Below are 26,584 nucleotides of genomic sequence, written 5' to 3'. Positions count from 1 at the left end.
CCGGCCTTTGTCGACCATGGGGCCTCGAACCTACCCTCGGACCAGGCCCGCGCAGTCCGCGCAGCGCCACCTTCCACACCCGCAGGAGCACTCCCATGTCGGCACCCGAGAACTGGCGTTTCGAGACCAAGCAGATCCACACCGGCGCCCAGCCCGACCCGGTGACGAAGGCCCGCGCCACGCCGATCTACCAGACCACCTCGTACGTGTTCGACAACACCGACCACGCCGCGAACCTGTTCGCGCTGGCCGAGTTCGGCAACATCTACACCCGCATCCAGAACCCGACCCAGGATGTCGTCGAGCAGCGCGTCGCGGCGCTTGAGGGCGGCACCGGCGCCCTGCTCGTCGCGAGCGGGCAGGCGGCCGAGACCTTCGCGGTCCTCAACATCGCCGAGGCCGGCGACCACATCGTCTCGTCGAGCTCGATCTACGGCGGCACCTACAACCTGTTCAAGTACACGCTCAAGAAGCTCGGCATCGACGTGACGTTCGTCGAGAACCAGGACGACGCCGAAGAGTGGCGCGCGGCCGTGCGGCCCAACACGAAGCTGTTCTTCGCCGAGACGATCGGCAATCCGAAGATCAACATCCTCGACATCCGCCTCGTGGCCGACGTCGCGCACGAGAGCGGCATCCCGCTGATCGTCGACAACACGATCGCGACGCCGTACCTGATCAAGCCGTTCGAGCACGGCGCCGACATCGTGGTCCACTCGGCGACGAAGTTCCTCGGCGGCCACGGCACGGTCATCGGCGGCGTCCTCGTCGACGGCGGCACCTTCGAGTGGTCGAAGCACGTCGACAAGTTCCCCGGCCTCACCGAGCCCGACCCGTCGTACCACGGCGCCTCGTACACGGCCGCGGTCGGCGACCCGCTCGCGTACATCATCAAGGCGCGCGTGCAGCTGCTCCGCGACCTCGGCTCGGCCATCTCGCCGCAGAGCGCGTGGCTGCTCATCCAGGGCATCGAGACCCTGTCGCTGCGCGTCGAGCGGCACGTGCAGAACGCGCAGGAGATCGCCGAGTGGCTCGAGAACCTCGACGACGTCGCCTCGGTGAACTACTCCGGTCTGCCGACGTCGCCCTGGTACGCCGCGGCGAACCGCTACGCCCCGAAGGGCGTCGGCGCCGTGCTGTCCTTCGAGCTGAAGGGCGGTGTCGAGGCGGGCCGCGAGTTCGTCAACACGCTCTCGCTGTTCAGCCACCTCGCCAACATCGGCGATGTGCGCTCGCTCGTGATCCACCCCGCGTCGACCACCCACTCGCAGCTCACGCCCGAGCAGCAGCTCACCGCCGGTGTGACGCCCGGGCTGGTGCGCCTGTCGGTCGGCCTGGAGAACATCGACGACCTGAAGGCCGACCTCGAGCAGGCTCTCGCCGCCGCCCGTCGCGTCGCGGAGGCCGCTCGCGCCTGACCCCTGCAAGGGATCCCGGATGCCCCGGCACCGCCACAAGCGGCGGCCGGGGCATCCGCCGTTCCCGGCCCTTCCCGGCCGATCCCCGGCGGCGGACGTACGCTGAGCCCGTGGCCAGAAGCGTCTCCGCGACCTACGACGAGTTCGGGCGCCGGTGGGCGCACGGCACCTCACCCCTGTACGAGCAGTGGGCGACCGGGATCGCGCAGGATGCTGCCGTCCTCCGCCTCATCGAGGCCCTGCCCGAGGCCACCAGGCAGCCCAACCGCATCTTCGCCTCGGCCCGCTGGGCCGGCTGCCCGCTCGCGCCGTACGCGCAGTGGCGGGAGTGGCTGCTCGCGGAGTGGGATGCCGTAGCTGCGACCGCCCTGACCCGCACGACACAGACCAACGAGCCGGCCCGCTGCGCCACGCTGCTCCCGCAGCTCGCCCGCATCGACGGTCCGGTGGCGCTGCTGGAGGCGGGCACCGCCGCCGGGCTCTGCCTGCTGCCCGATCGCTATGGCTACGCGTACACGACGCCGACCGGGATGCGCACGCTCGGCGATCGCACCGCCGTCACCCTCCCCTGCACACTCGACGACGATGCGGCCGCACCGGCGAGGATGCCGGAGGTCGTGTGGCGCCGTGGCATCGACCTCGCCCCCATCGACGCCGCCGACGCCGAGGCCGTCGACTGGCTCGCGACGCTGATCTGGCCGGGCCCCGACCACGACGGGAGGGTCGCGCGGCTGCGCGCCGCCGCCGCGGTCGCCGCGAGCGATCCGCCGGAGATCGTGCGCGGCGATCTGCTCGACCTGCTCCCCGATGTGGCCGCCGCCGCGCCACCCGATGCCACCCTGGTCGTCTTCCACAGCGCGGTGCTGCTCTACCTCGACGACGCGCAGCGGCGGCGGTTCGCGGACCTCGTCGCGGGGCTCGGCCGCGCGGTCGGCCGCAGGGTCGTGTGGCTCTCGAACGAGACCGTGGGAACCCTCCCGGAGATCGACGCGCAGGTCCCGGCCGAACTCGACACCGCGCAGCGGTTCGTGCAGACCGTCGACGGGGTGGCCGTCGCCCTCGCCGGGCAGCACGGGGCGTCGTACGAGACGACACCGTTCCGGCGCTGACCGGCCGGAGCGCTCAGGCCGCGGCGTCCCACCATCGCAGCACCCTCAGCGCGCGCAGTGTGACCCACCTGCTCGGAAAGCCCTCGCCCTCCTGCTCCATCTCGAACGGGCGGGGACCCTCGTGGTGGTTCTCGTACCGGAACATCCCGTGCGCGTCGGCCTTGCCCCGGAGGATCTCCACGGCGTCGGCCAGTCGCTCGTCTCGACGGTCGGCGGCACGGAAGTGCTCCAGCCCGCGCAGGATGTCGTGGAACCAGCGCACCGGGTACGACAGCATCAGCATCCGGGGATCGGCGGGCTCGCCCGTCGACCTGCGCCGGTAGAGCCCGCGCTCGAGGAGGTACTCCTCGCCGGCGGCCCGGGCCGCGCGCGATGCGTCCGTCCCGCCGGTCGCCGCCTCCCACTCGCGCAGCCCTTCGAGCACGCAGATCGTGGAGTGGAACGACGAGACCGCCGCCCCGCCGTCGGCCCAGCAGTTCCAGCCCCCGTCGGCAAGACTGCCCGCCACGATGGTCTCGACGATCGGGTCGACCTGCTCGCCGAAGTACGCGCCGATCCCCAGCGCGATGCCGTTGATGCACGGCTCGACCTCGCCCGCGAAGTACGGCTCGCCGTCATGCTCCCACCGGACGTTCTCGCGCACGAGGGCGACCGCCCGCTGCGCCTGCGCGCCGGCGGGGTCGAGCCCGAACTCCCACAGCGACTGCAGGGAGAAGTGCGTCGCGGTCCAGGCGTCGAAGAACGGCAGGCTCTCGTCGACCCAGCCCGGACGGTACGTGCCACCGTCCCAGAGCCCGTCGTCGCCCTGCGCGGCGAGGAGCCGTGCGCCCCAGCCCTCGGTGGCCACGCGAGCACGCTCGGCCGCGACCTCGTCGGGCGCGGCGTCGGTCAGGTCGCGCAGCACCTGCCAGCGGATCGCGGGGTCGCCCTGCAGCAGATAGTCGATGACGGCGTCCATGTCCCGAGGCTACGACCGCCCGGGGACACCGCGCACCCGCATCCGATCGCGTCACCGTCCATGGCCGCAACCTGTGGTCATGGCCGCAGCCTCTGGTCGTGGCCGCAGCCCCTGGTCGTCGCGCGCCGCGCGCCAGAACAGGTGTTCCGGCGGAGGGAGGACGTCGGATGCTGCAACGCACCTGTCCTCGCCAGAACACCTGTTCTGGGCGCGTGCGCCGGACGGCGAGCAACCAGGCGTGACGCGAGGGCGCCCGCGCCGCTGCCGGCGCCCCCGCATCCGACCGCGTAACAGTGATCGTGCGCGGTGCGCGACCGGACAGAATGAGGGGATGGACTGGCAGACCTCCGAGGACACGGTGCCGAGCGCGCCCGTGACCGAGGCCGACGCCCGTCTGCTGCTCGGGCGCCCGCCGGTCACCGGCGCCTGGCGTGACGGCGACCCGCGCGGCGAGCGGCAGTTCGCGGCGTTCGGCGCCTTCCGCACGGAGGGCGGCCGCGAGCTGCCCGGCTACCGCCTCGCCTTCGAGAGCTGGGGCGAGCTGAACGCCGCGCGCGACAACGCCGTGCTCGTGCTGCACGCCCTCACCGGCGACAGCCACGTGCGCGGCTCCGCGCAGCCTGGCCACCCCACCGCCGGCTGGTGGGACGAGATCGTCGGGCCGGGCGCGCCGATCGACACCGACCGCTGGTTCGTGGTCGCGCCGAACATGCTCGGCGGCTGCCAGGGCTCCACCGGCCCCGCGAGCATCGCCCCGGACGGCTACGAGTGGGCCTCCCGCTTCCCGTACCTGACGATCCGCGACCAGGTGGCCGCGCAGGCGCAGCTGGCCGACGCCCTCGGCATCGATGTCTGGGCCGCGGTGATCGGCGGGTCGATGGGCGGCATGCACGCCCTGGAGTGGGCCGTCGGCATGCCCGATCGGATGCGTCGCGTCGGCGTCCTGTCCGCGCCCCCTGTCAACACCGCCGACCAGATCGCGCTGAACTCGGTGCAGCTGGAGGCGATCCAGATCGATCCGCGGTTCCAGGGCGGCGAGTACTACGACTCGGGCGACGGCGACGGACCGCACCGAGGGCTCGCGCTGGCGCGACGGATGGCGCTGCTGAACTACCGCTCACCGACCGAGCTGAACCAGCGCTTCCAGCGCACCTGGCAGTCCGGAGTGAGCCCGCTCGGGCACGGCGGCCGGTTCGCGGTGGCCTCCTACCTCGACTTCCACGGCAATAAGTTCACCCGCCGGTTCGACGCGAACAGCTACATCGCCCTCGTCGAGGCCATGAACTCCCACGACGTCGGACGCGACCGCGGCGGCGTCGAGGACGCGCTGCGCCGGGTCACCGCGACGACCCTCGTGCTCGGCATCGACAGCGACAGGCTCTTCCCGATCGACGGCCAGCACCGGATCGCACGCGGGATCGACACGACCCTCGACGGCGACGAGGCCGTCGTGCTCTCGAGCGACTTCGGCCACGACGGGTTCCTCATCGAGACCGCGGCCGTCGGCGCCCACCTGCGGCGCCTGCTCGCGTCCTGAACGCGGCCCACGAGACTCCGCAGATCGTCAGGCCGGTACCGGCACCGCGGCCGCTCGCCGCTCGAACGCGAAGCTGCCCACGGCGATCGCGAGGCCGCCGAGCGCGAGCGCGACACCGACCCACGCGGGCGCGACGAAGCCCCAGCCCACGGCGATCACCGTGCCGCCGAGGAACGCGCCGACGCTGTTGCCGATGTTCAGGGCGGAGTGGTTGAGGGCCGCCGCGATCGACTGGTTGTCGCCGGCCACATCCATCAGCCGCGTCTGGATGGCCGGACTCAGCGCCGCCGAGACGAATCCGGTCGCGAACACGAAGAAGGCCAGCGCGATCACCCACGGCGCCGTCACCGCGAGCAGCGCGAGCACGGCGGCGAGCGCGGTGAGCCCGATCAGCAGCGTGCGCTTCAGGTCGACGTCGGCGAGATGCCCGCCGACGAGGTTGCCGACGGTCATGCCGAGCCCCATCACCACGAGCACGATCGGCACCGCCCATTCGGGCGACCCGGCGATCTCTGTGACGAGAGGGGCGATGTAGCTGTACACGGCGAAGAACCCGCCGAACCCGATCGCCCCCATGCCGAGCGCCGCCCACACCTGGCCGACCCGGAACACCGACAGCTCCGCCCGGAGCGTGCGTCCTGGCTCGCCGGGATGGGCGGGCACGAAGAACGCAATGGCGACGGTCGCGAGCGCGAAGATCGCGGTGACGACGGCGAAGGCGGCCCGCCAGCCGGCCTGCTGGCCGAGGAACGTGCCGAGCGGCACGCCCACGACGTTGGCGATGGTGAGGCCGGTGAGCACGAACGCCACGCCCTTGGCGCGCTTGCCGGGGCCGAGCACGTCGGCGGCCACGAGGGCGCCGATCCCGAAGTACGCCCCGTGGGGCAGCCCGGCCAGCAGACGGGAGGCCGCGACCAGCCCGAAGGTCGGCATGATCAGGGTGAGCGCGTTGAAGGCGGTGAGCGCGACGGCGAGACCGATCATCACGCGGTGCCGCGGGAAGCGGGCGACGGATCCGGCGATCGTCGGCGCGCCGATCACGACGCCGAGCGCATAGAGGCTGATCAGCCAGCCGGCCTGCGCGATGGCGTGCTCGGGGTTCTGCGCCCACAGATCCGGCAGCAGGTCCTGCGCGATGTCCGGCAGCAGGCCCATCACCACGAACTCGGTCATGCCGATGCCGAAGCTGCCGATGGCGAGGGAGAGGAGCGCCCACATCGCCGCCCCCCTCGAGAGATTCGAGGAGGTCATCGCGTCAGATTAGCGCGCGGCGCAGCATCCTGTCGAATCGATTCGAACGACCGGGTCACGCCTCGTCGGCCTGGTCGGCGAGCGCCTGCTCCAGCCGGTCGACCTTGGCGTCGATCTCGCCGGTGAAGCCGGGCCGGATGTCGGCCTTCAGCACCAGCGACACCCGCGAGCCGAACGGCAGCACGGCCTCGGTGGCGCGCTTGACGACGTCGAAGACGGCATCCCACTCCCCCTCGATCTCGGTGAACATCGAGGTGGTCCGGTGCGGCAGGCCGGAGGCGCGGACGACCTGCACCGCTGCGGCGACGGCGTCGTGCACCGACCCGTCGGCGCGGCCGGTGCCGCTGGGGGCGACGGAGAAGGCGACGAGCATGGGAGACCTCCGGTTCAGGCGGACGGGGCAGGGGCGGACACGGGGATGCTGCGCCGTGCGGGCACGCGGGCGAGGTCGACGAGCGTCCACACGAGGAACACCACGACGAGCCCGTTGCGCGCGGTCAGCAGCAGCACGGGGAGCGGCTCGACCATGAGCAGCCCCAGGTACGTGAACGGGTAGATGAGCTGCGTCAGCCCGGCAGCGAGCAGGCCCAGCACGGCGGGGCGGGTCCAGCGCCGCCGGTCGATGACGAGTCCGACCGCGATGGGCGCGATCAGCCAGGTCATGAACTGCGGGGATCCGACCTTGTTGAACACGATCAGGGTCAGCACGAACGCCAGCGCCAGCGTCGGGAAGAGGCGCGCGAAGCTCGCGCCCCGCCAGGCGCGCCACGCACCGAGCCCGGCGACGACGGCCACCGCGAGCACCAGCAGCGGCGTCATGGCGGCGATGACCAGGTCGACCTGGGGCCCGGCCACCTGGTAGGTGAGCATGTCGTCGGAGTAGTAGACGAAGGAGCCCTCGACGCCCGCGACGGCGCGCCAGAGGTAGAACATGCTCACCGGCGCCTCGAGCTGGAGCCCGCGGCCGGTCTGGCCGGAGATGAAGCCGAGGACGTGCGGGCCGCCCCCGGCCACGACGACCGCGCCCACGGTGACGGCAGTCACCAGGAGCGCACCGCCCACGACGGTTAGGCGTCGACGCACCGCCACGACGGCGGCGGCGAGAAGTGCGGCGGGCCACACCTTGATCCAGGTGGCGACGGCGAGCAGGATCGAGCCGAGCATCGGCCGGCCGACCAGCCACAGGCAGCCGGCGAGCGCAAGCGGCACGGTGATCGCGTCGATGCGGTACATCGCCACGGGGCCCAGCAGGGCGATGAACGCCAGCCAGAACCACGCCGCTGTGATGCGCCCACGGGAGCGCGGGCGCGACACGAGCAGGGAGAACGTCAGAGCGTTGCAGAGCGTGACGAGGATGGCCCAGCCCGCCTCGTAGCCGGCGATCCACGCGAAGCCGCGGGCGAGCACCATCGGGATCAGCGCGAGCTGCGGGTACACCCACTGCTCCGTGACGCCGACGAGGCCGGTGCCGGCGACCGCCGCGCGCGACCAGGGGTCGTAGACGTTGGTGACGTCGCCCATCGGCAGGAACGGGGCGACGAAGCCCAGGACGGCCACACCGAGGTGCACGATCGCGAACGCGACCCACAGCACCGCTCGCCTCGACACCTGCCTATCCTGCCAGGTCAGCGAGCGGCGAGCGTCTCCGCGACGACCGCGGGCAGCGCCGCTGCGACGTCGAGGGCCGTGATCGGCCCGCCCTGCCGGCCCAGGGCGGACGCGGCCCGCGCGGCGGCGCGGCCGTGCAGCCACGCGCCGGAGGCGGCGAGCGCGGCGAGGTCGCCGGCGGTGCTCGGCCCGGCCGCGGCGACGAGGGCCCCGATCGTGCCGGCCAGCACATCTCCGGTGCCGGCGGTGGCGAGCCAGGGTGTGGCGGCCGTGACGCGGATCGTCCTGCCCGCGGCGTCCGCGACGATCGTGGTGGAGCCCTTCAGGAGCACCGTCGCACCGAGTGCCGCGGCGGTCTCCGCGGCGGATGCGGCGCGTGCGTCGACGCCTGACCGGTCAGCACGGTCGAGTCCGAGGAGCTCGCGCAGCCGGTCGTGCTCACCGGCGTGCGGGGTGACCAGCAGCGGAGCCGTGGCCGTGCGGACGAGGTCGAGCGCGCCCGCGTCGGCGACGACCGGGACATCGCCGTCCAGCACCTCCCGCAGTGCGGCGGTGTCCGCATCCGTCCGCTTCTCCTGGTCGATGCCCGACCCGATGACCCACGCCTGCACCCGACCGTCGGCCGTGACCGTCTCGGGCCGACGCTGCAGCACCAACGCCGTGGGACGATCGGGCCCGAGGTAGCGCACCATGCCGACGCCGGTCCGCCACGCGGCCTCCACGCCGAGCACCGCAGCGCCCGGGTACGCGGTCGATCCGGTGCGGAGCCCGACGACGCCTCGGGAATACTTGTCGTCGGACCCGGTTGGCACTCGCAGATGCTGCGCCGTCTCGTCCCGATCCCAGTCGCGCGCATCCATGGCGCCACGATACGCCTCGCCCCCTCATCCCCCGGAGCTCCCATGTCCTTGCTGTTCACCCCGTACACGGTCCGCGATCTCACCCTGCGCAATCGACTGTGGGTCTCGCCGATGTGCCAGTACAGCGCGGTCGACGGCGTGCCGCAGGAGTGGCATCACACCCACCTGGTGCAGTTCGCCAGCGGCGGCGCCGGGCTCGTGATGGCGGAGGCCGCGGCGGTCTCGCCCGATGGCCGGATCTCGCCGGAGGACGCCGGCATCTGGAACGACGCGCAGCGCGACGCCTGGGCGCCGATCACCGCAGCGATCCGCGCGCGCGGATCCGTCGCCGGTGTGCAGCTCGCGCACGCCGGGCGCAAGGCCTCGACCTACTCGCCGTTCGCCGGCGGACACGGCACGGTGCCGGCAGAGGATGGCGGCTGGCAGACGGTCGCCCCCTCGCCTGTCGCGTACGAGGGCTATGCGACGCCGGTGGAGCTCGACCTCGCCGACATCGACCGCGTCGCCGCCGACTTCGGCGCGGCCGCCGCCCGAGCCGTCGCCGCGGGGTTCGAGGTGCTCGAGGTGCACGCGGCGCACGGGTACCTGCTGCACCAGTTCCTCTCACCGCTGTCCAACCTGCGCACCGACGAGTACGGCGGGTCGCTGGAGAACCGCGCCCGCCTGCTGCTGCGCGTGATCGACGCGGTGCGCGCCGCGGCGCCCGCCGCCCCGCTGTTCGTGCGGTTCTCGGGCACCGACGCGGCCGAGGGCGGGTGGGATGTCGACGAGACGGCCGTCGTCGCCCGCTGGGCCGCCGAGCACGGCGCCGACTTCTTCGACATCTCCAGCGGCGGCCTCGTCGCCCACCAGAGCATCACCCCGGCACCCGGCTACCAGGTCGAGCTCGCCGCGCAGGTCCGGCGCGAAGCCGGTGTCGCGGTGAACGCGGTGGGGATGCTGGACACCGCTGCGATCGCCGAGCAGGTGCTGCAGGACGGTGCAGCCGACGCGGTCATGTCGGGCCGCGAGTGGCTGCGCGACCCGCACTTCGCGCTGCGCGCGTCGGTCGAGCTGGGCGTCGAGCTGGACTACTGGCCCGTGCAGTACCTGCGCGCACGCCGCCGCCGCTGACGCGGCAGGCGGCGGCCGCAGCTCACGCTGCGCCGCCGCCCCGCACCGCCGGTGCCGCAGCGGGCCTCAGCGCCTGCGGCGCGTCGCGTCCTCGATCTCGCCGATCAGCTCCTCGATGATGTCCTCGAGGAACAGGACCGCCGTCGTCTCGCCGCGCTCGTCGCGCACCTGCGCCAGGTGGCGTCCCGCGCGGCGCATGAGCGCGAGCGCGTCCTCGAGGTCGGTCGTCGCCGTCACGGGCACCATGTGGTGGATGCGCTTCGGCGCGAGCGTCCTGGTCACGTCGGTGGCAGCATCCGCCCCCTCCGCGGCGCGCAGCACGTCCTTCAGGTGCACGTACCCGACCGGCACGCCCGCGTCGTCGACGATCACGTAGCGCGAGAAGCCGTGCTGAGCGACCGCCCGCTCGATCTCGGCCGGCGTCGTCTGCTCGGGGAGCGTCACCAGGTCGGCCAGCGGCACCGCGATGTCGGCGGCCTTCTTGTCGGTGAACTCGACCGCCGCGGCGACCGTCCCCGACGCGTCGGTGAGCACGCCCTCGATGCGGGACTGGTTGACGATCGTCGCGACCTCGTCGAGCGTGAAGGTCGAGGCCGCCTCGTTCTTCGGCTCGACCCGGAACAGGCGCACGATGTGGTTCGCGATCCAGTTCAGCGTGACGATCACCGGGTGGAAGAGCTTCGACACCCACACGAGCGGGGTGGCGAGCATCAGCACAGCCCGGTCGGGCACCGAGAACGCGAGGTTCTTCGGCACCATCTCGCCGAAGACGACGTGCAGGTATGACACCAGCAGCAGGGTGACGACGAACGCGACGACGTCGACGGTCGCCTCGGTCCAGCCCGTCAGGCCCAGCGGCGCGGCGAGGAGGTGGTGGATCGCCGGCTCGGAGACGTTCAGGATCAGCAGCGAGCAGATCGTGATGCCGAGCTGACTGGTCGCGAGCATGAGCGTCGCGTGCTCCATGGCGTACAGGGCGGTCTTGGCCGAGCGGGAGCCCCGCTCCGCGAGCGGCTCGATCTGCGACCGGCGGGCGGAGATGACGGCGAACTCGGCGCCGACGAAGAAGGCGTTGCCGAGGAGCAGCACGACGAGCCACGCGAGTCCTGCCCAGTCGCTCATCGCTGCTCACCCCCTTCGGTCTCGGCGCCTTCGGGCATGGGCGTCGGGAGGAACCTCACCCGGTCGACACGGCGGCCGTCCATCCGCACGACCTCGAGCGTGCCGTCCTCGATCTCGATGGTGTCGCCGACCACGGGGATGCGCTCCAGCTCGCTCATGATGTAGCCGCCGACGGTGTCGTAGACCTCGCCCTCCGGGATCCGGATGCCCGCGCGGTCGAGCACCTCATCCGGCCGCAGCTCGCCGGGAAGGATGACCGCGTCGACCGTGCGGACGATGCCCGCGCGGCGACGGTCGTGCTCGTCCAGCACCTCGCCGACGATCTCCTCGACGAGGTCCTCGAGGGTGACGATGCCTGCGGTGCCGCCGTACTCGTCGACCACGATCGCGGCCTGGTAGCCGCGGCCGCGCAGTTCCGACACGAGCGCGTCGAGGTGGACGGCCTCCGGCACGCGCAGCGGCTCGGAGGCGAGGGCGCCCGCCGGCACCTCGCCGCGGCGCTCGCGCGGCACCCCCACGGCGGCCTTCAGGTGCACCATGCCGGTGATGTCGTCCATCGACTCGGCGTACACCGGGAAGCGGCTGTGCCCGGTGCGCCGGGCGAGCTGGATGACATCCTCAGCGGTGTCCTCCGCGGCGAGCGCGTGGATACTGGGGCGCGGCGTCATCACGTCGGCCGCCGTGAGCCGGGCGAAGGTGAGGCTGCGGTCGAGGAGCGACGCCGTGTCCATCTCGAGCACGCCCGCGCTCGCGGAGCGGCGCACGAGGCTGGACAGCTCCTCCGCGGTGCGGGCACCGGAGAGCTCCTCCTTGGGCTCGATGCCCATCGATCGCAGCACGCCGTTGGCGCTGCCGTTGAGCACGACGATCGCGGGGCGGAACACGGTGGTGAACCCGACCTGGAACGGCATGACGAGCTTGGCCGTCTGCCGCGGGACGGCGAGCGCGAAGTTCTTCGGCACGAGCTCGCCGAGGATCATCGAGAAGACCGTCGCGACGACCACGCCGATGATCGACGCGAGCGGGACGACGAGCGCGCTCGGCCACCCCCACGCCTCGAAGACGGGGCGCAGCAGGTTCGAGATCGCCGGCTCCATCGTGTAGCCCGTGAGCAGCGTGGTCAGGGTGATCCCGAGCTGCGCGCTGGAGAGGTGCGTCGAGGTGATGCGCAGCGCGCTGATGGTGAGCGAGAGCCTGGATTCGCCCGCATCACGGCGTGCTTCCAGGTCGGCCCGGTCGAGATTGACGAGGGCGAACTCGCTGGCGACGAACAGTCCTGTTCCGACTGTGAGCAGAAGCCCCACGCCCAGCATGACGTAGTCCATCAGGCATCACCCCCCTGGTGGGAGGCGGGTCGGTGGGGCTCGCGTCTACAACTGGGGGGGTCGTCCATCGTGCGCCACAGTCTACGGCAGGGCGGCTCGCGGGCGCCCGCCCGCATCCGCTCGCATTCGGCGCAGTTCGCGGTGGTTCGCCGCTTCCGCGTCAGTCCGCCGCATCCGCTGCAACCCGCCCCACTCGCCAGGCCCCCTCCCCCGTTTGCGCGCCAGTTCGCCGCATCCGCTCCGCAAATCGAAGACGCGGATGCTGTGAGCCGGCGCGGATGTGTGATGGCTGCCGCCGGGAATCATGTCCTCCCCACGCATCGGCGTGCATCGACAGTCCACGGGTCCACGACTCACCAGACCTCGGTGCGCGATCGGTAGCACCGTGGGTGCATGGCGACACCTCTGCACGCTCATGCCGACGCTGAGATCCGCGTCGTCCGTCGGCGCGAACGCGAGGGCATCGACGACCGCCGACTGCGACGTCAACTCGAATCGGGCAGCGTGGTGCGGGTGTGGCCGGGCGCTTTCGTCTCGGGGCCGGACTGGCGTCGACTCTCCCCGATGGACCAGCATCGCGTGCGGGTGGAGGAAGCCATCCGGCGCGCACGCGGCGCCGTCGTGTCCTCGCACTTCGCAGCGGCCGCCCACCACCGCATCGACATCCTGGGCGGATGGCCCTCCCGTGTGGATGTGTCGAGGTCGCCTGCATCCGGCGGGCGGTCGAGCGGACTCATCCGCCGGCATGCGCGAGAAATCGAGAGACTCTCGCTCGAACCGCTGTGGGGCGACCATCAGATCACCACTGCGACCCAGACGGCGCTCGATCTCGCGCGGATTCTCCCCTTCACGAACGGTGTGGCGGTGATCGACCAGGCGATCTGGATCGACCGCCCGGGCGGCGCGCTCACGACGCGCGACGAGATTCTCCAGCTCCTCGATTCCGGCCCGCCCCACCGAGGGGACGCACGCGCACGGCGGGCGATCGCCTTCGCGCAGCCGTTGGCAGCGAACGTTCGCGAGTCGCAGAGCCGGGTGCTCATCGCGCAGCTCGGCTTCCCCGCGCCTCGACTGCAGGAGCATCGCGTCCTCCGCTCAGGCCGCGTCGTCTACGGCGACTTCTACTTTCCTGCGCACGATCATTGGGCGGAGCTCGACGGGCGCGGCAAGTATCGCAGTCCGGAGTTCGGCCACCATCGGGACCCCGCCGAGATCGTCATCGACGAGAAGAATCGCGAGAACGAGATCCGCCGAGAGGTCCGCGGGTTCTCGCGGTGGGAGCCGTCCGATCTGACGGCTCGGCGACTCTACGACATCCTGACGGGCGACGGACTGCCGAGCCGATTGCCTCGGCCATGAAGCCCCGCGACCGTTCGCGGCCGCGCCGTCACGGCACCGGCACAATCGCGCCAGTTCACAGCATCCGCTCCGCCGAGCGATGGAGCGGATACAGGAAACTGGCGCGGACGCGGAGATTGGTGCGTCGCAGCCTCAGCTGATGCCGGAAAGTGCGCCGAACGCCCGGGCGCGCGGCCCGCCTCACCAGCTGACCGGCAGCGCCTTGCCCTCTTCGTAGCCCGCGGCGGACTGCAGGCCGACCGTGGCGCGCTCGTGGAACTCGGCGACCGTCGCGGCGCCCGCGTAGGTGAACGACGAGCGCACGCCGGAGGTGATCATGTCGAGCAGGTCCTCGAGGCCGGGGCGCAGCGGGTCGAGGTAGATCTTCGACGACGAGATGCCCTCGGCGAACAGCTCCTTGCGGGCGAGCTCGTACGGGTCGAGGCGGCCGAAGCGCTCGTGCACGGCCTTGGTCGAGGCCATGCCCCACGACTCCTTGTACTGCCGCCCCGAGCTGTCGACCTGCAGCTCGCCGGGCGCCTCGATGGTGCCGGCGAACCACGAGCCGATCATGACGGATGCGGCGCCCGCCGCCAGCGCGAGCGCCACGTCGCGGGGGTACCGCACGCCGCCGTCGGCCCACACGTGCGCACCGCGGGCGCGCGCCGCCTCTGCCGTCTCCAGCACCGCGGAGAACTGCGGCCGCCCCACGGCGGTCATCATGCGGGTCGTGCACATCGCGCCAGGTCCCACGCCGACCTTCAGGATCGTGGCCCCTGCATCGACGAGGTCGCCGACGCCGTCCGCGGTGACGATGTTGCCCGCGACGATCGGGATGCCCAGGCCCAGCTCAGACACCGCGGCCAGGGCGCGCAGCATCCCCTCCTGGTGACCGTGCGCCGTGTCGACGACGAGCACGTCCACACCGGCGGCGGCGAGCGCCTGCGCCTTCGCGGCGACGTCGCCGTTGATGCCGACGGCGGCGGCGACGCCCAGCCGGCCGTCCGCGTCGACCGCCGGGCGGTAGAGCGTCGACCGCAGGGCGCTGCGGCGCGAGAGCGTGCCGACCACGAAGCCGTGGTGGAGCACGCACACGGTCTCGGCGGCGGCATCGACGATGAGGTCGAAGGCGTGCCGCGCGGTCTCGACGTCGTCTGCGTCGATCGAGGCGACCCTGCCGCGGGCGAGGTCGCCCAGGCGGGCGTCCGGCAGCGCCGTGCCCAGCCGCGTCGCCGGGACCACGCCGAGCACGTCCTCGATCTTCAGATGAGCGGCGGATGCCGACGCCACCACGATCCCGTAGCCCTCCGTCGAGGGCAGCAGCCGTGCGGCGTCGGCCACGGTCGCCTCGGGCGGCAGCACGATGGGCGTGTCCCACAGGACGGGCTGACCCTTGACCCAGCGGATGGCGGCATCCAACTCCTGCAGCGGCATGTCCTGCGGCAGGACGCCGAGGCCGCCCCGACGGGCGAGCGTGGCCGCGAGGCGCGCCCCCGTCACCGAGTTCATGTTGGCCGACACGAGCGGGATCGTGGCCGGCGTGCCGTCGCCCGGAGCCAGGTCCACGGCCAGTCGACTGCTGATGGCCGAGCGACGAGGGACGAGGAACACGTCCGAATACGTCAGGTCGACCGCGGGCTGCTGTCCGTAGAACTCCATATCCAGCAAGGTTAGTGATCTTTTCCTGTGCGGATAATGATGACGAATCGTTCGCATCCGAGCCGGTTTTCGCCGGAACCGCCCGGGAAGACTGGGTTACTCTTGATAGTCGTGCGTGTGGGCGTCAGCCCCGCACCTTCCCACAGTCTTCAGGAAAGCAGGCGATCGAGCGTGTCGAGCCAGATGACGGGCGTCGGGGTAACGAACGAGGGTGAGTTCGGTGCCAACGAATGGCTCGTCGACGAGCTGTACGAGCAGTACAAAGTCGACAAGAACTCCGTGGACAAGGCGTGGTGGCCGGTCCTGGAGGCCTACCACCCCGTGGAGGGTAACGGCGCGAAGCCCGCCGCCCCTGCCGCGCCCGCTCCTGCGGCGCCGGCCACGGCGCAGACCGCTGCGAGCGAATCGCGTCCGATGACGGCGCCGATCCCTGTGCTCGGCGCACAGCCCGTGGCCCGCACCACCGCCCGTCCGGCCTCGCCGCAGCCGATCCCGGCTCAGGCGCCCAAGGCGCAGCCGTCGGCCGGCGAGGAGAGCACCGAGGAGGACAAGGTCACGCCGCTGCGCGGAATGACCAAGACCCTCGCGGCCAACATGGACGAGTCGCTGACCGTCCCGACCGCGACCAGCGTGCGCACCGTCCCCGCCAAGCTCATGATCGACAACCGCATCGTGATCAACAACCACATGGCGCGGACCCGCGGCGGCAAGGTGAGCTTCACCCACCTCATCGGCTGGGCGATCATCCAGGCGCTGAAGGCCTTCCCCAGCCAGAACGTCTTCTACACCGAGATCGACGGCAAGCCCGCCGTCGTCTCCCCCGCGCACATCAACCTGGGCATCGCGATCGACCTGCCCAAGCCGGACGGCACCCGCGCGCTCATGGTGCCCAGCATCAAGCGCGCCGACACGCTCAGCTTCGGCGAGTACCTCGCCTCCTACGAGGACCTCGTCACCCGCGCCCGCGGCAACAAGCTCACGGCGGCCGACTTCCAGGGCACCACGATCTCGCTGACCAACCCCGGCGGCATCGGCACGGTGCACTCGGTGCCCCGTCTGATGAAGGGCCAGGGCTGCATCGTCGGCGCCGGCGCGCTGGAGTACCCGGCCGAGTTCCAGGGCTCGAGCGAGAAGACGCTGGTCGAGCTCGGCATCGGCAAGACCATCACCCTCACCAGCACCTACGACCACCGCGTCATCCAGGGCGCCGGCTCGGGCGAGTTCCTCAAGGTCGTGCACGAGCTGCTGACCGGCGGCCGCGGCTTCTACGAGTCGATCTTCGCCGCGCTGCGCATCCCGTACGCGCCCATCCACTGGGCCAGCGACATCAACGTCGACATCGCCGAGCGCGTCGACAAGACCGCCCGCGTGCAGGAGCTCATCAACTCCTTCCGCGTCCGCGGCCACCTGATGGCCGACGTCGACCCGCTGGAGTACGTCCAGCGCACCCACCCCGACCTCGAGATCGAGCAGCACGGCCTCACGTTCTGGGATCTCGACCGCGAGTTCGTCACCGGCGGCTTCGGCGGCAAGCGCACGATGAAGCTGCGCGAGATCCTCGGTGTGCTGCGCGACTCGTACTGCCGCACGATCGGCATCGAGTACATGCACATCCAGGACCCGGCGCAGCGCGCCTGGTTCCAGGAGCACGTCGAGATCAAGTACCAGAAGCCCGGGCACGACGAGCAGATGCGCGTGCTCGACAAGCTGAACCAGGCCGAGGCGTTCGAGACCTTCCTGCAGACCAAGTACGTCGGCCAGAAGCGCTTCAGCCTCGAGGGCGGCGAGTCGCTGATCCCGATGCTCGACGAGCTGCTGCAGGGCGGCGCGTCCGCCGGTCTCGACGGCGCCGGCATCGCGATGGCCCACCGCGGCCGCCTGAACGTCCTCACGAACATCGCCGGCAAGACCTACGGCCAGGTGTTCCGCGAGTTCGAGGGCTCCGTCGCCATCGGCAGCAAGCGCGGGTCGGGCGACGTGAAGTACCACCTCGGCACCGAGGGCACCTTCGTCGACGACCAGGGCACCGAGCTGCCCGTGTACCTCGCCGCCAACCCGTCGCACCTCGAGACCGTCGACGGCGTCATCGAGGGCATCATCCGCGCCAAGCAGGACCGCAAGCCGATCGGCACGTTCTCGTGGCTGCCCGTCATCGTGCACGGCGACGCCGCGTTCGCCGGCCAGGGCGTCGTGGTCGAGACCCTGCAGATGTCGCAGCTGCGCGGCTACCGCACCGGCGGCACCATCCACATCGTCGTGAACAACCAGGTGGGCTTCACCACCCTCCCCCAGGACGGCCGCAGCTCGGTGTACTCCACCGACGTCGCCAAGACCATCCAGGCTCCGGTGTTCCATGTCAACGGCGATGACCCCGAAGCCGTCGTGCGCGTCTCGCGCCTGGCCTTCGCCTACCGCGAGCGCTTCCACCGCGACGTCGTGATCGACCTGGTCTGCTACCGCCGTCGCGGTCACAACGAGGGCGACGACCCGTCGATGACGCAGCCGCTGATGACGAACCTCGTCGAGGCGAAGCGCTCCGTGCGCCGCCTGTACACCGAGTCGCTCGTCGGCCGCGGTGACATCACCGAGGAGGAGTACGAGCAGGCCAAGGCCGACTTCCAGTCGCGCCTGGAGATCGCCTTCACCGAGACCCACGCCGCCGAGACGGGCACCTCGAAGATCGTCGCGACGCCGGAGGGCGAGGCGGAGGCTGTCGCCCCCGCCGTCGGCGAGCCCGAGACCACGGGCGTCGCGCAGGAGATCGTGCAGCTCATCGGCGACGCGTTCGTGAACAAGCCCGAGGGCTTCACGGTGCACACCAAGCTCCAGCAGCTGCTCGACAAGCGCCTCGACATGAGCCGCAACGGCGGCATCGACTGGGCGTTCGGCGAGCTGCTCGCGTTCGGGTCGCTGCTGGTCGAGGGCACCGCGGTCCGCCTGGCCGGCCAGGACTCGCGCCGCGGCACGTTCGTGCAGCGTCACGCCGTCTTCCACGACCGCGCGAACGGCCAGGAGTGGTTCCCGCTGGCGAACCTGTCGGAGAACCAGGGCCGCTTCTGGGCGTACGACTCGCTGCTCAGCGAGTACGCCACGATGGCGTTCGAGTACGGCTACTCCGTCGAGCGGGCAGATGCGCTCGTGCTGTGGGAGGCCCAGTTCGGCGACTTCGCCGACGGCGCCCAGTCGGTCATCGACACGTTCATCTCCTCGGCCGACCAGAAGTGGGGGCAGCAGTCGAGCGTCGTGCTGCTGCTGCCGCACGGCTTCGAGGGCCAGGGCCCCGACCACTCCTCCGCGCGCATTGAGCGCTACCTGCAGCTGTGCGCACAGGACAACATGACCGTGGCACGTCCCTCGACGCCCGCGTCGTACTTCCACCTGCTGCGCCGTCAGGCCTACGCCCGCCCGCGCCGGCCCATGGTGGTCTTCACGCCGAAGGCGATGCTGCGCCTGCGCGGTGCGACGAGCCCGGTCGAGGACTTCACCCAGGGCAAGTTCGAGCCGGTGCTCGACGACAACCGCGGCATCGACAAGGCGGCCGTCAAGCGCGTGCTGCTGCACTCGGGCAAGATCCACTGGGATCTGCGCGCCGAGCTGGAGAAGAACCCGAACCCGGAGATCGCCCTCGTGCGCCTCGAGCAGTTCTACCCGGCTCCCGTCAAGGAGCTGAACGCGGTCATCGACAGCTACCCCGACGCCGAGCTCGTCTGGGTGCAGGACGAGCCCGAGAACCAGGGCGCGTGGCCGTTCATCGCGCTCGAGGTCGTCAAGCATCTCCACGGCCGGACCATCCGCCGCGTCTCGCGGCCGTCCGCCGCGTCGACCGCGACCGGTTCCTCGAAGGTGCACGCCGTCGAGCAGGCGGCCATCATGCAGAAGGCCCTCACGATCTAGCCCGCGCACCCGCGGAACCGCGCGCCGACCTCCCACCGGGGGTCGGCGCGCGCGTGTCAGAGGCGGGCTCCTGCGGCTGGCAGACTTCTCTGGTGGATGTCACCGTCGTCATCAATCCCGCAGCCCGCAACGGAGCGCACACGCACGCCGCGGTGCGCGCCGCCGACCGGCTGCGCGCCCTCGGCCACACCGCGACACTCGTCAGCGGCGGGAGCGCGGCCGAGTCGTCGGAGCTGATCCGCGCGGCCGTCGGGCACGCGGACGCCGTCGCGGTCGCCGGCGGCGACGGCATCGTGAATCTGGCGCTGCAGGAGCTCGCCGGCACCGGGGTGCCGCTCGGGATCATCCCCGCGGGCACCGGAAACGATCTCGCCGCCGGGCTCGGCATCCCCACGCTCGAACCGGAGGTCGCCGCCGACGTGATCGCCGCCGGGCACGCCAGCGTGCTCGACCTCGCGCGCCTCACTCGCGCCGACGGCTCGACGCAGCTGTACGCCACGGTGCTCGCCAGCGGCTTCGACTCGTACGTCAACGACCGGGCGAACCGGATGCGCTGGCCGCGCGGGCATCAGCGCTACAACATCGCGATCCTGATCGAGTTCCTGTTCCTGAAGGGAACGCCGTACACGATCGAGGTCGACGGGCAGCGCGTGGGCGGGCCCTTCGTGATGGTCAGCGTCGGCAACGGCCGCACGTACGGCGGCGGCATCCCGATCTGCCCCGCGGCCGACCTGCGGGACGGGATGCTGGACGTCACCGTCGTTCGACCGTCGGGGCGGCTGCGCCTCCTGCGCCTGCTGCCCACCCTCTACCGCGGCACCCACGTCGCGTACCCCGAGGTGGAGACGTTCCGCGGCCGCACCGTGCGCCTGGAGGCGACCGGCCTCACCGCATATGCAGACGGCGACCCGATCGCGACCCTTCCGGTCACGGTCGAGGCGGTGCCCGGCGCGATCAGCGTGTTCGCGCCGGTGCCGTGAGAGGGGTCAGTGCGTCGCCTGGACGGCGCGCAGGCGGCTGAGCACCTGGTCGCGCAGCTCCTCGGGCGCCGCCTCCTTGCACGCCCTGGCGAGGACGTCGGTCAGGGTGCGCGCCACCAGAGCCTCGTCCCGGCAGTCCGGGCAGCTCTCCAGGTGGTCCTTGATGTCGGCGTGCTGGGTCTTGCACACCTCGTTGCGCAGATACTCCTCGAGATCGCGTCGCGCCTTCTCGCAGCCGCAGTCCGTCATTTCGTGCTCCTCGTCGCGGCAGTGATGCCGCGCTCCTTTGCGTAGTCGGCGAGCAGGTCACGCAGCATCCGCCTGCCACGGTGCAGGCGGCTCATGACCGTGCCGATGGGGGTTTTCATGATGTCGGCGATCTCCTGGTAGGCGAACCCCTCGACGTCGGCGAGGTACACCGCCAGCCGGAAGTCCTCCGGGATGGCCTGCAGCGCGTCCTTCACGACCGACGCGGGCATCCGGTCGATCGCCTCGGCTTCCGCCGATCGGCTCGAGGTCGCGGTGGTCGACTCGGCGCCGCCGAGCTGCCAGTCCTCGAGCTCGTCGATCGTGCCCTGGTAGGGCTCGCGCTGCTTCTTGCGGTAGGTGTTGATGTAGGTGTTCGTGAGGATCCGGTAGAGCCACGCCTTGAGGTTCGTGCCCTGCGTGAAGGTCTTCCACGAGGCGAACGCCTTGACGAAGGTCTCCTGCACGAGGTCGGCGGCGTCGGCCGGATTGCGGGTCATCCGCATCGCGGCGGCATAGAGCTGGTCCATGAAGGGCAGCGCCTGCTCTTCGAACTGGGTGCGCGCGTCGACCGCAGCGGGTGCCTCGTCAGTCATCACGCGCCAGTCTACGTCGGCGTCCTCAGTCCCATCGGGCTCGACCAGACCGATAGGTGACAGCGTCGCGATCATCCGGCTCCTCTCACGGGTTCAGTAGGGTAGAACTCGATGAGCACCGACGGGTATTCCCCCAGCGCCGCACCTCAGTCGCGCGGCCGGTGGGTCGCGCCGGTCGCGACGGCCCCGCTGCAGTCCCGTTTGACGGTGCCTGGGTCGAAGTCGCTCACCAATCGCGAGCTCATCCTCGCCGCGCTCGCCGACTCCCCCAGCCGGCTCACCGCGCCCCTGCACTCCGACGACTCCGCCCGCATGATCGAGGCGCTGCGCGCCCTCGGAGTGGGGATCGACTTCGAGCACGGACAGGGCGTCTTCGGCGATGACGTCATCGTCACGCCGGTCTGGCCGCTGCAGGGCGACGCGCTGGTGGACTGCGGGCAGGCGGGCACCGTGATGCGCTTCGTCGCACCCCTGGCCGGCTTCGCCCGCGGCGAGGTCACGCTGACCGCGCACGAGAGCGCACTGCACCGCCCGATGGGCGCCATGATCAAGGGCCTGCGCGACGCCGGCGTCGACATCGACGACGGCGGACGATGGATGCTGCCGTTCAGCGTCCGCGGGCACGGGCGCGTCCGCGGCGGCGAGGTCGTGATCGACGCGAGCGCATCCAGTCAGTTCGTCTCCGGCCTCCTGCTGGCCGCTCCGCGGTTCGATGTGGGGCTGCGCCTCATCCACTCCGGTGGCCGCCTGCCGAGCATGCCGCACATCGACATGACGGTGGAGTCCCTCGCCCACCGCGGCGTGCACGTGGAGCGCCCCGCCCCCGGCGAGTGGGTGGTCCCGGCCGGACCGGTGCGGGGCAAGGACGTCGCGATCGAGCCCGACCTGTCCAACGCCGCGCCGTTCCTCGCCGCAGCCATGATCGCCGGCGGCTCGGTCACGATCACCGGCTGGCCGGCGCACTCCACGCAGCCGGGGCACATGCTCTCCGACATCCTCTCCGTGATGGGGGCGCGCGTCTCGCGCCGCGGCGGTGCGCTGACGGTCACCGCCGGCTCGCACATCTCGGGGGTCGACCTCGACCTCTCCGCCGCGGGAGAGCTGACGCCGACGCTGGTCGCCCTGGCGGCCTTCGCCGACGCGCCGAGCGAGTTCTACGGCATCGGCCACATCCGCGGTCACGAGACCGACCGCATCGCCGCGCTCGTCGGCGAGCTGCGCCGGCTCGGAGGCGAGGCGCACGAGCTGGACGACGGCATCCGCATCGTCCCGACCCCGCTGCACGGCGCCACCTGGCACGCGCACCACGACCATCGCCTCGCCACGACGGGTGCGCTCATCGGACTCCGCGTGCCCGAGGTCGTCATCGACGACATCGGCACCACCGCGAAGACCATGCCGCAGTTCCCGCAGCTCTGGCAGCAGATGCTCGACGGCATCGACGTCCCCGACGCGCAGACGCTGGTCCCGTGAGCGCAGGCGACGCACCGTGAGCTGGCTGGAGCCCGACGACGATGACGACGACCTCGGGTTCGACGAGGCCGACATCCGCATGCGGCCCAACCCGAAGGCGAACCGGCCGCGCACGAAGCGCCGGCCCGCGCACGCCGACGCCCGGATCGCCCGTGTGCTGGGCGTCGACCGCGGCCGCTACAGCATCCTGATCGACGAGGACACGCCCGAGGAGCACGAGGTCGTCGCGATGCGCGCCCGCGAGCTGCGCAAGCAGGCGATCGTGACCGGCGACCGCGCCCGCGTGGTCGGCGACACCACCGGAGACGAGGGGACGCTCGCCCGCATCATCGGGATCGAGGAGCGCACCTCGCTGCTGCGGCGCAGCGCCGACGACACCGATCAGGTCGAACGGGTGATCGTCGCCAACGCCGATCAGATGCTGGTGGTCGTCGCGGCCGCCGACCCGGAGCCCCGCGCCCGGCTCGTCGACCGGTACCTCATCGCGGCGCTGGATGCCGGCATCCGTCCCCTCCTGGTGGTGACCAAGACCGACATCGCCGACCCGACCGACTTCCTCGCCCACTTCGAGGGCATCGACCTGGAGGTGTTCACCTCGGCGCGCTCGGAGATGCCGCTCGCGCGTATCGGCGCCGCCCTGGTCGGCCACTCGACCGTCTTCGTCGGGCATTCCGGCGTCGGCAAGTCCACGCTCGTGAACGCGCTGGTGCCCAGCGCCCACCGCGCCACCGGACACGTCAACGAGGTGACCGGGCGCGGCAGGCACACCTCGAGCTCGACCGTCTCGCTGCGCTATCACGGGCGGGGTGGCAGCGGCTGGGTCATCGACACCCCCGGCGTGCGGTCGTTCGGCCTGGGGCACATCGATCCGGCCAACATCCTGGCCGCCTTCACCGATCTCGCCGAGGTGGGCGAGGAGTGCCCGCGGGGCTGCACCCACCTGCCGGACGCACCCGACTGCGCGATCGTGGAGGCCGTCGCGGAGGGCCGCCTCGGCCCCGGGGGTCCTGCGCGACTCGACTCGCTGCAGCGGCTGCTGCTCACCTTCGCGGACAAGGCCGACCGTGAGGCGCGCAGCGGCGGCGCGTAGGCTGGTCGGGTGACCTCCCCTCGCCTCGAACCCGGCACGCTCGCCCCCGCTTTCACCCTCCCCGATCAGAACGGGGATGCGGTGGCCCTGCGCGAGCTGCGCGGCGGCAAGGTGATCCTGTTCTTCTACCCGGAGGCGATGACGCCCGGCTGCACACTCGAGGCGTGCGACTTCCGCGACAGCCTCGAGCCGTTCCGCGCAGCGGGGTACACGATCCTCGGCGTCTCACGCGACGAGCCGGAGAAGCTGCGCACGTTCCGCGAGCGCGACGGTCTGACCTACGACCTGCTCAGCGACCCCGACCACAAGGTGCACGCCCGCTACGGCGTGTGGGGCGACAAGCTGAACTACGGCAAGGTCGTGCAGGGCGTGACCCGGTCGACCTTCGTGCTCGACGAGAAGAACCGCGTGCAGCACGCGCTGTACAACATCAAGGCCACCGGCCATGTGGGCCGGCTCCGGACGCTGCTGGACGTCTGACGCCTACTCGCCGGCAGCGGGCTCCCGGCCGGCTGCCCGCACGCCGAGGATGAGCAGCACGAGCGTCACCACGGCGGGCGCGGCGATCGCGAGCGCGACCACCGGCTCGGCGTACGCGCCGGTCGCGGCACCTCCGGCGACGGCGAGGATGAGCAGCTGGGTCACGATGCCGCCGGAGCGCCCCCACGAGCGCCCACGCCAGATCGCCGCCGCGAACGCGGCGACCGCGACCGTGCCGACCACGCTCAGGACGACCAGCGCGATCGCGCTCTCGAGCGACTCGGTGTCGCCGGTCAGGAGCGCCATGACCTGCCTCGCGACGAGCACGAACAGCGCCGCCGCCTCGAGCCCGACCAGCACTCCGGCGACGCGATCCCAGGCGTTTGTTCGCAAGGCGGACGATCTCCTCGTTCGGTGGGGTGGGGCTTGTGCGAAACCTCCATGCCGTGGAGCGAATGCTCAGGCTGGACGGCAGTTTGCCGCCGTTTACCCTTGATTCACATCCGTGTGCATGGGACGATTGACCAAGCAGTGTGCTCCCACAGCGCCGTGGGGCGAGCGATGCTCGCACTCCCCACCAGGGTATCGGATCCGAACCGGACCCCCACACACCTCACCTCTTACGCAACAAGGAGCACCACCATGGATTGGCGCGACAAGTCCGCCTGCCTCACCGTCGACCCGGAGCTGTTCTTCCCGGTCGGCAACACCGGCCCCGCGGTCGACCAGATCGAGAAGGCCAAGTCGGTCTGCGCCCGTTGCACGGTGACCGAGGTCTGCCTGCAGTACGCCCTCGAGACCGGTCAGGACTCGGGCGTGTGGGGTGGCCTCTCCGAGGACGAGCGCCGCGCGCTCAAGCGCCGCGCCGCCCGCGCGCGCCGCGCTTCCTGAGCCCCAAGGCTCGCCTACTCCGCGTCGACCGCTGTTCCCGGCATCCGACGCGGTAATCGCACCGGCGAACGCCGGAAACTGCGTCGAACGTCGCGCGCGTCTGCGCGCTCAGCGCACCACCGAGATCTGCTCGGTGCGCGGTGAGCGGTCGATGTAGCGCAGCGGGATGTCGATCGTGACCTCGGTGCCGCTGCCCATCACGGTGTGCCAGTCGATCGTGCCGCCGAGCTCGCCCTGGATGAGCGTCCGGACGATCTGCGTGCCGAGGCCGCGACCGACCTGACCCTCGGGGAGGCCGGACCCGCTGTCGCGCACGCGCACCTCGAGCCGGTCGTCGCCGCGCTCCGCGATGATCTCGACGTCGCCCTCCTTGCCGGCGAGGCCGTGCTCGACCGCGTTGGTGACGAGCTCGGTCAGCGCCAGGGCGAGGGGGGTCGCGTACTCGCTCGGCAGGGTGCCGAACGTGCCCGTCGTGTGCGTCCGCGCTCGGGTGCTCGGCGCCGACGCCACTTCGGCGACGAGCTTGAGCACCCGGTGGAACACGTCGTCGAACTCGACGTTCTGCGCGAGCCCCTCCGACAGCGTGTCGTGCACGACCGCGATCGACGACACCCGGCGCATCGCCTGGGTCAGCGCCTCGCGCGCCTCGTCGGTGTGCGAGCGGCGCGCCTGGATCCGCAGCAGCGAGGCCACCGTCTGCAGGTTGTTCTTCACCCGGTGGTGGATCTCGCGGATGGTCGCGTCCTTGGTGATGAGCTCCTGCTCCTGGTGGCGGATCTCGGTCACGTCGCGGCACAGCACGATCGCGCCGATGCGGGTGCCGTGATCGCGCAGCGGGATGGTGCGCAGCGACACCGTCACCCCGCGGGACTCGAGGTCGGCACGCCACGGGGCCCGCCCGGTGACGACGACCGGCAGCGACTCGTCGAACTGCCGCTTGTCGGGGAGGATGCCGGTGACCACCTCGACCAGCGACTCCCCCTCCAGCTCGTCGTCGAAGCCGAGGCGGTTGAACGCCGACAGCGCGTTCGGGCTCGCGAAGGTGGTGACCCCGTCGACGTCGAGGCGGATGAGCCCGTCGGACGCGCGCGGTGCACCCCGGCGCGGCGACGTGGGCGCCGTCAGGTCGGGGAAGTCACCCGAGGCCACCATGCCGAAGACCTCGTCGGCGCAGTCGTTGAACGTGATCTGCTGCCGCGACGGGGTGCGCGCCTCGCCCAGGTTGGTGTGACGGGTGAGCACGCCGATGATCTGCGGCACCCCGCCCGCCTCGACGGTGCGCCCGATCGGCACGGCCCGCACGCGGGTGGGGGTCTCCTCGAACCAGTCGGGCGAGGCGGAGTCGACGATCCGGCCGGCGGCGAAGGCGTCCTTGACCTGGGTGCGCCACTGCGGGCGGACCAGATCGCCGACGATGTCGCGGTAGAACAGGGTGGCGGCGCCAGAGGGGCGGGTGTGCGCGACGGCGATGAACGAGTCGTCGGCGGTCGGCACCCAGATCACGATGTCGGCGAAGGCGAGGTCGGCGAGCAGCTGTCCGTCGCCGGCCAGACGGTGCAGCCACTCGATGTCGGCCTGTGAGGACCGGCCCTGGGCACTGACGAGATCGCTGAGCGTCGACATGAGTCCAGCCTAG

General features: G+C 71.4%; 23 protein-coding genes. 11 read left to right on the top strand and 12 right to left on the bottom strand.

Features of this window, described 5'->3' with window-relative positions; translation table 11 throughout:
• Positions 1-95 precede the first annotated feature (95 nt).
• Complete coding sequence (locus tag Microterr_RS03840) at positions 96-1,418, top strand: bifunctional o-acetylhomoserine/o-acetylserine sulfhydrylase (protein WP_263796037.1); 1,323 nt, start codon at positions 96-98, stop codon at positions 1,416-1,418.
• A 110-nt stretch (positions 1,419-1,528) separates the two neighbouring features.
• On the top strand, positions 1,529-2,527 hold the full coding sequence (locus Microterr_RS03835; RefSeq protein ID WP_263796038.1) for a DUF2332 domain-containing protein: 999 nt from the start codon (positions 1,529-1,531) through the stop codon (positions 2,525-2,527).
• Positions 2,528-2,540: 13 nt separating this feature from the next.
• Here the strand turns inward: Microterr_RS03835 and Microterr_RS03830 are convergent, their stop codons facing one another.
• A complete protein-coding gene (locus Microterr_RS03830) occupies positions 2,541-3,485 on the bottom strand; it encodes a hypothetical protein (RefSeq protein ID WP_263796040.1) in 945 nt (314 codons plus the stop codon).
• Between the two features lie 331 nt (positions 3,486-3,816).
• Between Microterr_RS03830 and metX the strand changes: the two genes are divergently transcribed.
• A complete protein-coding gene (metX, locus tag Microterr_RS03825) occupies positions 3,817-5,022 on the top strand; it encodes a homoserine O-acetyltransferase MetX (RefSeq protein ID WP_263796041.1) in 1,206 nt (401 codons plus the stop codon).
• Between the two features lie 27 nt (positions 5,023-5,049).
• Here the strand turns inward: metX and Microterr_RS03820 are convergent, their stop codons facing one another.
• The 4 genes from Microterr_RS03820 to Microterr_RS03805 are packed head-to-tail and all read right to left on the bottom strand — an operon-like array spanning position 5,050 to position 8,741.
• A complete protein-coding gene (locus Microterr_RS03820) occupies positions 5,050-6,273 on the bottom strand; it encodes an MFS transporter (RefSeq protein ID WP_263796043.1) in 1,224 nt (407 codons plus the stop codon).
• Positions 6,274-6,328: 55 nt separating this feature from the next.
• On the bottom strand, positions 6,329-6,646 hold the full coding sequence (locus tag Microterr_RS03815; RefSeq protein ID WP_263796044.1) for a thiamine-binding protein: 318 nt from the start codon (positions 6,644-6,646) through the stop codon (positions 6,329-6,331).
• 14 nt (positions 6,647-6,660) lie between these two features.
• A complete protein-coding gene (locus Microterr_RS03810) occupies positions 6,661-7,881 on the bottom strand; it encodes a hypothetical protein (protein ID WP_263796046.1) in 1,221 nt (406 codons plus the stop codon).
• Positions 7,882-7,898: 17 nt separating this feature from the next.
• On the bottom strand, positions 7,899-8,741 hold the full coding sequence (locus tag Microterr_RS03805; RefSeq protein ID WP_263796048.1) for an ADP-dependent NAD(P)H-hydrate dehydratase: 843 nt from the start codon (positions 8,739-8,741) through the stop codon (positions 7,899-7,901).
• 42 nt (positions 8,742-8,783) lie between these two features.
• Between Microterr_RS03805 and Microterr_RS03800 the strand changes: the two genes are divergently transcribed.
• On the top strand, positions 8,784-9,854 hold the full coding sequence (locus tag Microterr_RS03800) for an NADH:flavin oxidoreductase/NADH oxidase (protein WP_263796049.1): 1,071 nt from the start codon (positions 8,784-8,786) through the stop codon (positions 9,852-9,854).
• A 66-nt stretch (positions 9,855-9,920) separates the two neighbouring features.
• Here the strand turns inward: Microterr_RS03800 and Microterr_RS03795 are convergent, their stop codons facing one another.
• Both Microterr_RS03795 and Microterr_RS03790 read right to left on the bottom strand, forming a co-directional pair.
• A complete protein-coding gene (locus Microterr_RS03795; protein WP_263796051.1) occupies positions 9,921-10,976 on the bottom strand; it encodes a hemolysin family protein in 1,056 nt (351 codons plus the stop codon).
• On the bottom strand, positions 10,973-12,301 hold the full coding sequence (locus Microterr_RS03790) for a hemolysin family protein (RefSeq protein WP_263796052.1): 1,329 nt from the start codon (positions 12,299-12,301) through the stop codon (positions 10,973-10,975). Before Microterr_RS03790 ends, Microterr_RS03795 begins: the two co-directional genes overlap by 4 nt.
• 393 nt (positions 12,302-12,694) lie before the next feature.
• Here Microterr_RS03790 and Microterr_RS03785 point away from each other — a divergent pair, with 393 nt between their 5' ends.
• Positions 12,695-13,660, top strand: coding sequence for a hypothetical protein (locus Microterr_RS03785; RefSeq protein ID WP_263796053.1), 966 nt, complete (start codon positions 12,695-12,697; stop codon positions 13,658-13,660).
• Positions 13,661-13,840: 180 nt separating this feature from the next.
• Here Microterr_RS03785 and guaB1 read toward each other — a convergent pair whose 3' ends face one another.
• A complete protein-coding gene (gene guaB1 / locus Microterr_RS03780; protein WP_263796054.1) occupies positions 13,841-15,298 on the bottom strand; it encodes a GMP reductase in 1,458 nt (485 codons plus the stop codon).
• Between the two features lie 171 nt (positions 15,299-15,469).
• On the opposite strand from guaB1, the gene Microterr_RS03775 reads away from it, so the two are divergent.
• Both Microterr_RS03775 and Microterr_RS03770 read left to right on the top strand, forming a co-directional pair.
• A complete protein-coding gene (locus tag Microterr_RS03775) occupies positions 15,470-19,192 on the top strand; it encodes a multifunctional oxoglutarate decarboxylase/oxoglutarate dehydrogenase thiamine pyrophosphate-binding subunit/dihydrolipoyllysine-residue succinyltransferase subunit (RefSeq protein WP_263796056.1) in 3,723 nt (1,240 codons plus the stop codon).
• A 92-nt stretch (positions 19,193-19,284) separates the two neighbouring features.
• Positions 19,285-20,172 (top strand): diacylglycerol kinase, encoded by an 888-nt coding sequence (locus tag Microterr_RS03770; RefSeq protein WP_263796058.1) that lies wholly within the window; start codon positions 19,285-19,287, stop codon positions 20,170-20,172.
• Positions 20,173-20,178: 6 nt separating this feature from the next.
• Here the strand turns inward: Microterr_RS03770 and Microterr_RS03765 are convergent, their stop codons facing one another.
• The gene (locus tag Microterr_RS03765; RefSeq protein WP_263796059.1) at positions 20,179-20,421 is read right to left on the bottom strand and encodes a zf-HC2 domain-containing protein; all 243 of its coding nucleotides are present in this window, start codon (positions 20,419-20,421) and stop codon (positions 20,179-20,181) included.
• Entirely contained in the window at positions 20,418-21,089 is a 672-nt protein-coding gene (locus Microterr_RS03760; protein WP_404810166.1) for a sigma-70 family RNA polymerase sigma factor, read from the bottom strand. Before Microterr_RS03760 ends, Microterr_RS03765 begins: the two co-directional genes overlap by 4 nt.
• A gap of 36 nt (positions 21,090-21,125) precedes the next feature.
• On the opposite strand from Microterr_RS03760, the gene aroA reads away from it, so the two are divergent.
• From aroA to bcp, 3 genes are read left to right on the top strand one after another with little or no spacing between them, the layout of a single operon-like run.
• Complete coding sequence (gene aroA / locus Microterr_RS03755; RefSeq protein WP_263796061.1) at positions 21,126-22,487, top strand: 3-phosphoshikimate 1-carboxyvinyltransferase; 1,362 nt, start codon at positions 21,126-21,128, stop codon at positions 22,485-22,487.
• A gap of 16 nt (positions 22,488-22,503) precedes the next feature.
• A complete protein-coding gene (gene rsgA / locus Microterr_RS03750; protein WP_263796062.1) occupies positions 22,504-23,577 on the top strand; it encodes a ribosome small subunit-dependent GTPase A in 1,074 nt (357 codons plus the stop codon).
• A 9-nt stretch (positions 23,578-23,586) separates the two neighbouring features.
• Positions 23,587-24,057, top strand: a complete 471-nt coding sequence (gene bcp, locus Microterr_RS03745; RefSeq protein ID WP_263796065.1) for a thioredoxin-dependent thiol peroxidase — start codon at positions 23,587-23,589, stop codon at positions 24,055-24,057.
• Between the two features lie 3 nt (positions 24,058-24,060).
• On the opposite strand, the gene Microterr_RS03740 is transcribed toward bcp, so the two are convergent.
• A complete protein-coding gene (locus Microterr_RS03740) occupies positions 24,061-24,450 on the bottom strand; it encodes a histidine kinase (RefSeq protein ID WP_263796066.1) in 390 nt (129 codons plus the stop codon).
• A 249-nt stretch (positions 24,451-24,699) separates the two neighbouring features.
• On the opposite strand from Microterr_RS03740, the gene Microterr_RS03735 reads away from it, so the two are divergent.
• Complete coding sequence (locus Microterr_RS03735) at positions 24,700-24,948, top strand: WhiB family transcriptional regulator (RefSeq protein ID WP_055967481.1); 249 nt, start codon at positions 24,700-24,702, stop codon at positions 24,946-24,948.
• 108 nt (positions 24,949-25,056) lie between these two features.
• Here the strand turns inward: Microterr_RS03735 and Microterr_RS03730 are convergent, their stop codons facing one another.
• Complete coding sequence (locus tag Microterr_RS03730; RefSeq protein WP_263796067.1) at positions 25,057-26,571, bottom strand: sensor histidine kinase; 1,515 nt, start codon at positions 26,569-26,571, stop codon at positions 25,057-25,059.
• Positions 26,572-26,584: the final 13 nt, after the last annotated feature.

The organism is Microbacterium terricola (assembly GCF_027943945.1).
In the GTDB taxonomy this organism is placed as follows: Bacteria; Actinomycetota; Actinomycetes; order Actinomycetales; family Microbacteriaceae; genus Microbacterium; species Microbacterium terricola.
The sequence above is the reverse complement of the archived record's forward strand: the minus strand, read 5'-3'. Positions and strand labels throughout refer to the sequence as shown.

Excerpts from the sequence above, each read along its gene's own strand:
- Microterr_RS03840 (WP_263796037.1), top strand. The coding sequence starts at position 96 with ATGTCGGCACCCGAGAACTGGCGTTTCGAGACCAAGCAGATCCACACC.
- Microterr_RS03830 (WP_263796040.1), bottom strand. The coding sequence starts at position 3,485 with ATGGACGCCGTCATCGACTATCTGCTGCAGGGCGACCCCGCGATCCGC.
- metX (WP_263796041.1), top strand. The coding sequence starts at position 3,817 with ATGGACTGGCAGACCTCCGAGGACACGGTGCCGAGCGCGCCCGTGACC.
- Microterr_RS03820 (WP_263796043.1), bottom strand. The coding sequence starts at position 6,273 with ATGACCTCCTCGAATCTCTCGAGGGGGGCGGCGATGTGGGCGCTCCTC.
- Microterr_RS03815 (WP_263796044.1), bottom strand. The coding sequence starts at position 6,646 with ATGCTCGTCGCCTTCTCCGTCGCCCCCAGCGGCACCGGCCGCGCCGAC.
- Microterr_RS03805 (WP_263796048.1), bottom strand. The coding sequence starts at position 8,741 with ATGGATGCGCGCGACTGGGATCGGGACGAGACGGCGCAGCATCTGCGA.
- Microterr_RS03800 (WP_263796049.1), top strand. The coding sequence starts at position 8,784 with ATGTCCTTGCTGTTCACCCCGTACACGGTCCGCGATCTCACCCTGCGC.
- Microterr_RS03795 (WP_263796051.1), bottom strand. The coding sequence starts at position 10,976 with ATGAGCGACTGGGCAGGACTCGCGTGGCTCGTCGTGCTGCTCCTCGGC.
- Microterr_RS03790 (WP_263796052.1), bottom strand. The coding sequence starts at position 12,301 with ATGGACTACGTCATGCTGGGCGTGGGGCTTCTGCTCACAGTCGGAACA.
- Microterr_RS03785 (WP_263796053.1), top strand. The coding sequence starts at position 12,695 with ATGGCGACACCTCTGCACGCTCATGCCGACGCTGAGATCCGCGTCGTC.
- guaB1 (WP_263796054.1), bottom strand. The coding sequence starts at position 15,298 with ATGGAGTTCTACGGACAGCAGCCCGCGGTCGACCTGACGTATTCGGAC.
- Microterr_RS03765 (WP_263796059.1), bottom strand. The coding sequence starts at position 20,421 with ATGACGGACTGCGGCTGCGAGAAGGCGCGACGCGATCTCGAGGAGTAT.
- Microterr_RS03760 (WP_404810166.1), bottom strand. The coding sequence starts at position 21,089 with ATGATCGCGACGCTGTCACCTATCGGTCTGGTCGAGCCCGATGGGACT.
- aroA (WP_263796061.1), top strand. The coding sequence starts at position 21,126 with ATGAGCACCGACGGGTATTCCCCCAGCGCCGCACCTCAGTCGCGCGGC.
- Microterr_RS03735 (WP_055967481.1), top strand. The coding sequence starts at position 24,700 with ATGGATTGGCGCGACAAGTCCGCCTGCCTCACCGTCGACCCGGAGCTG.
- Microterr_RS03730 (WP_263796067.1), bottom strand. The coding sequence starts at position 26,571 with ATGTCGACGCTCAGCGATCTCGTCAGTGCCCAGGGCCGGTCCTCACAG.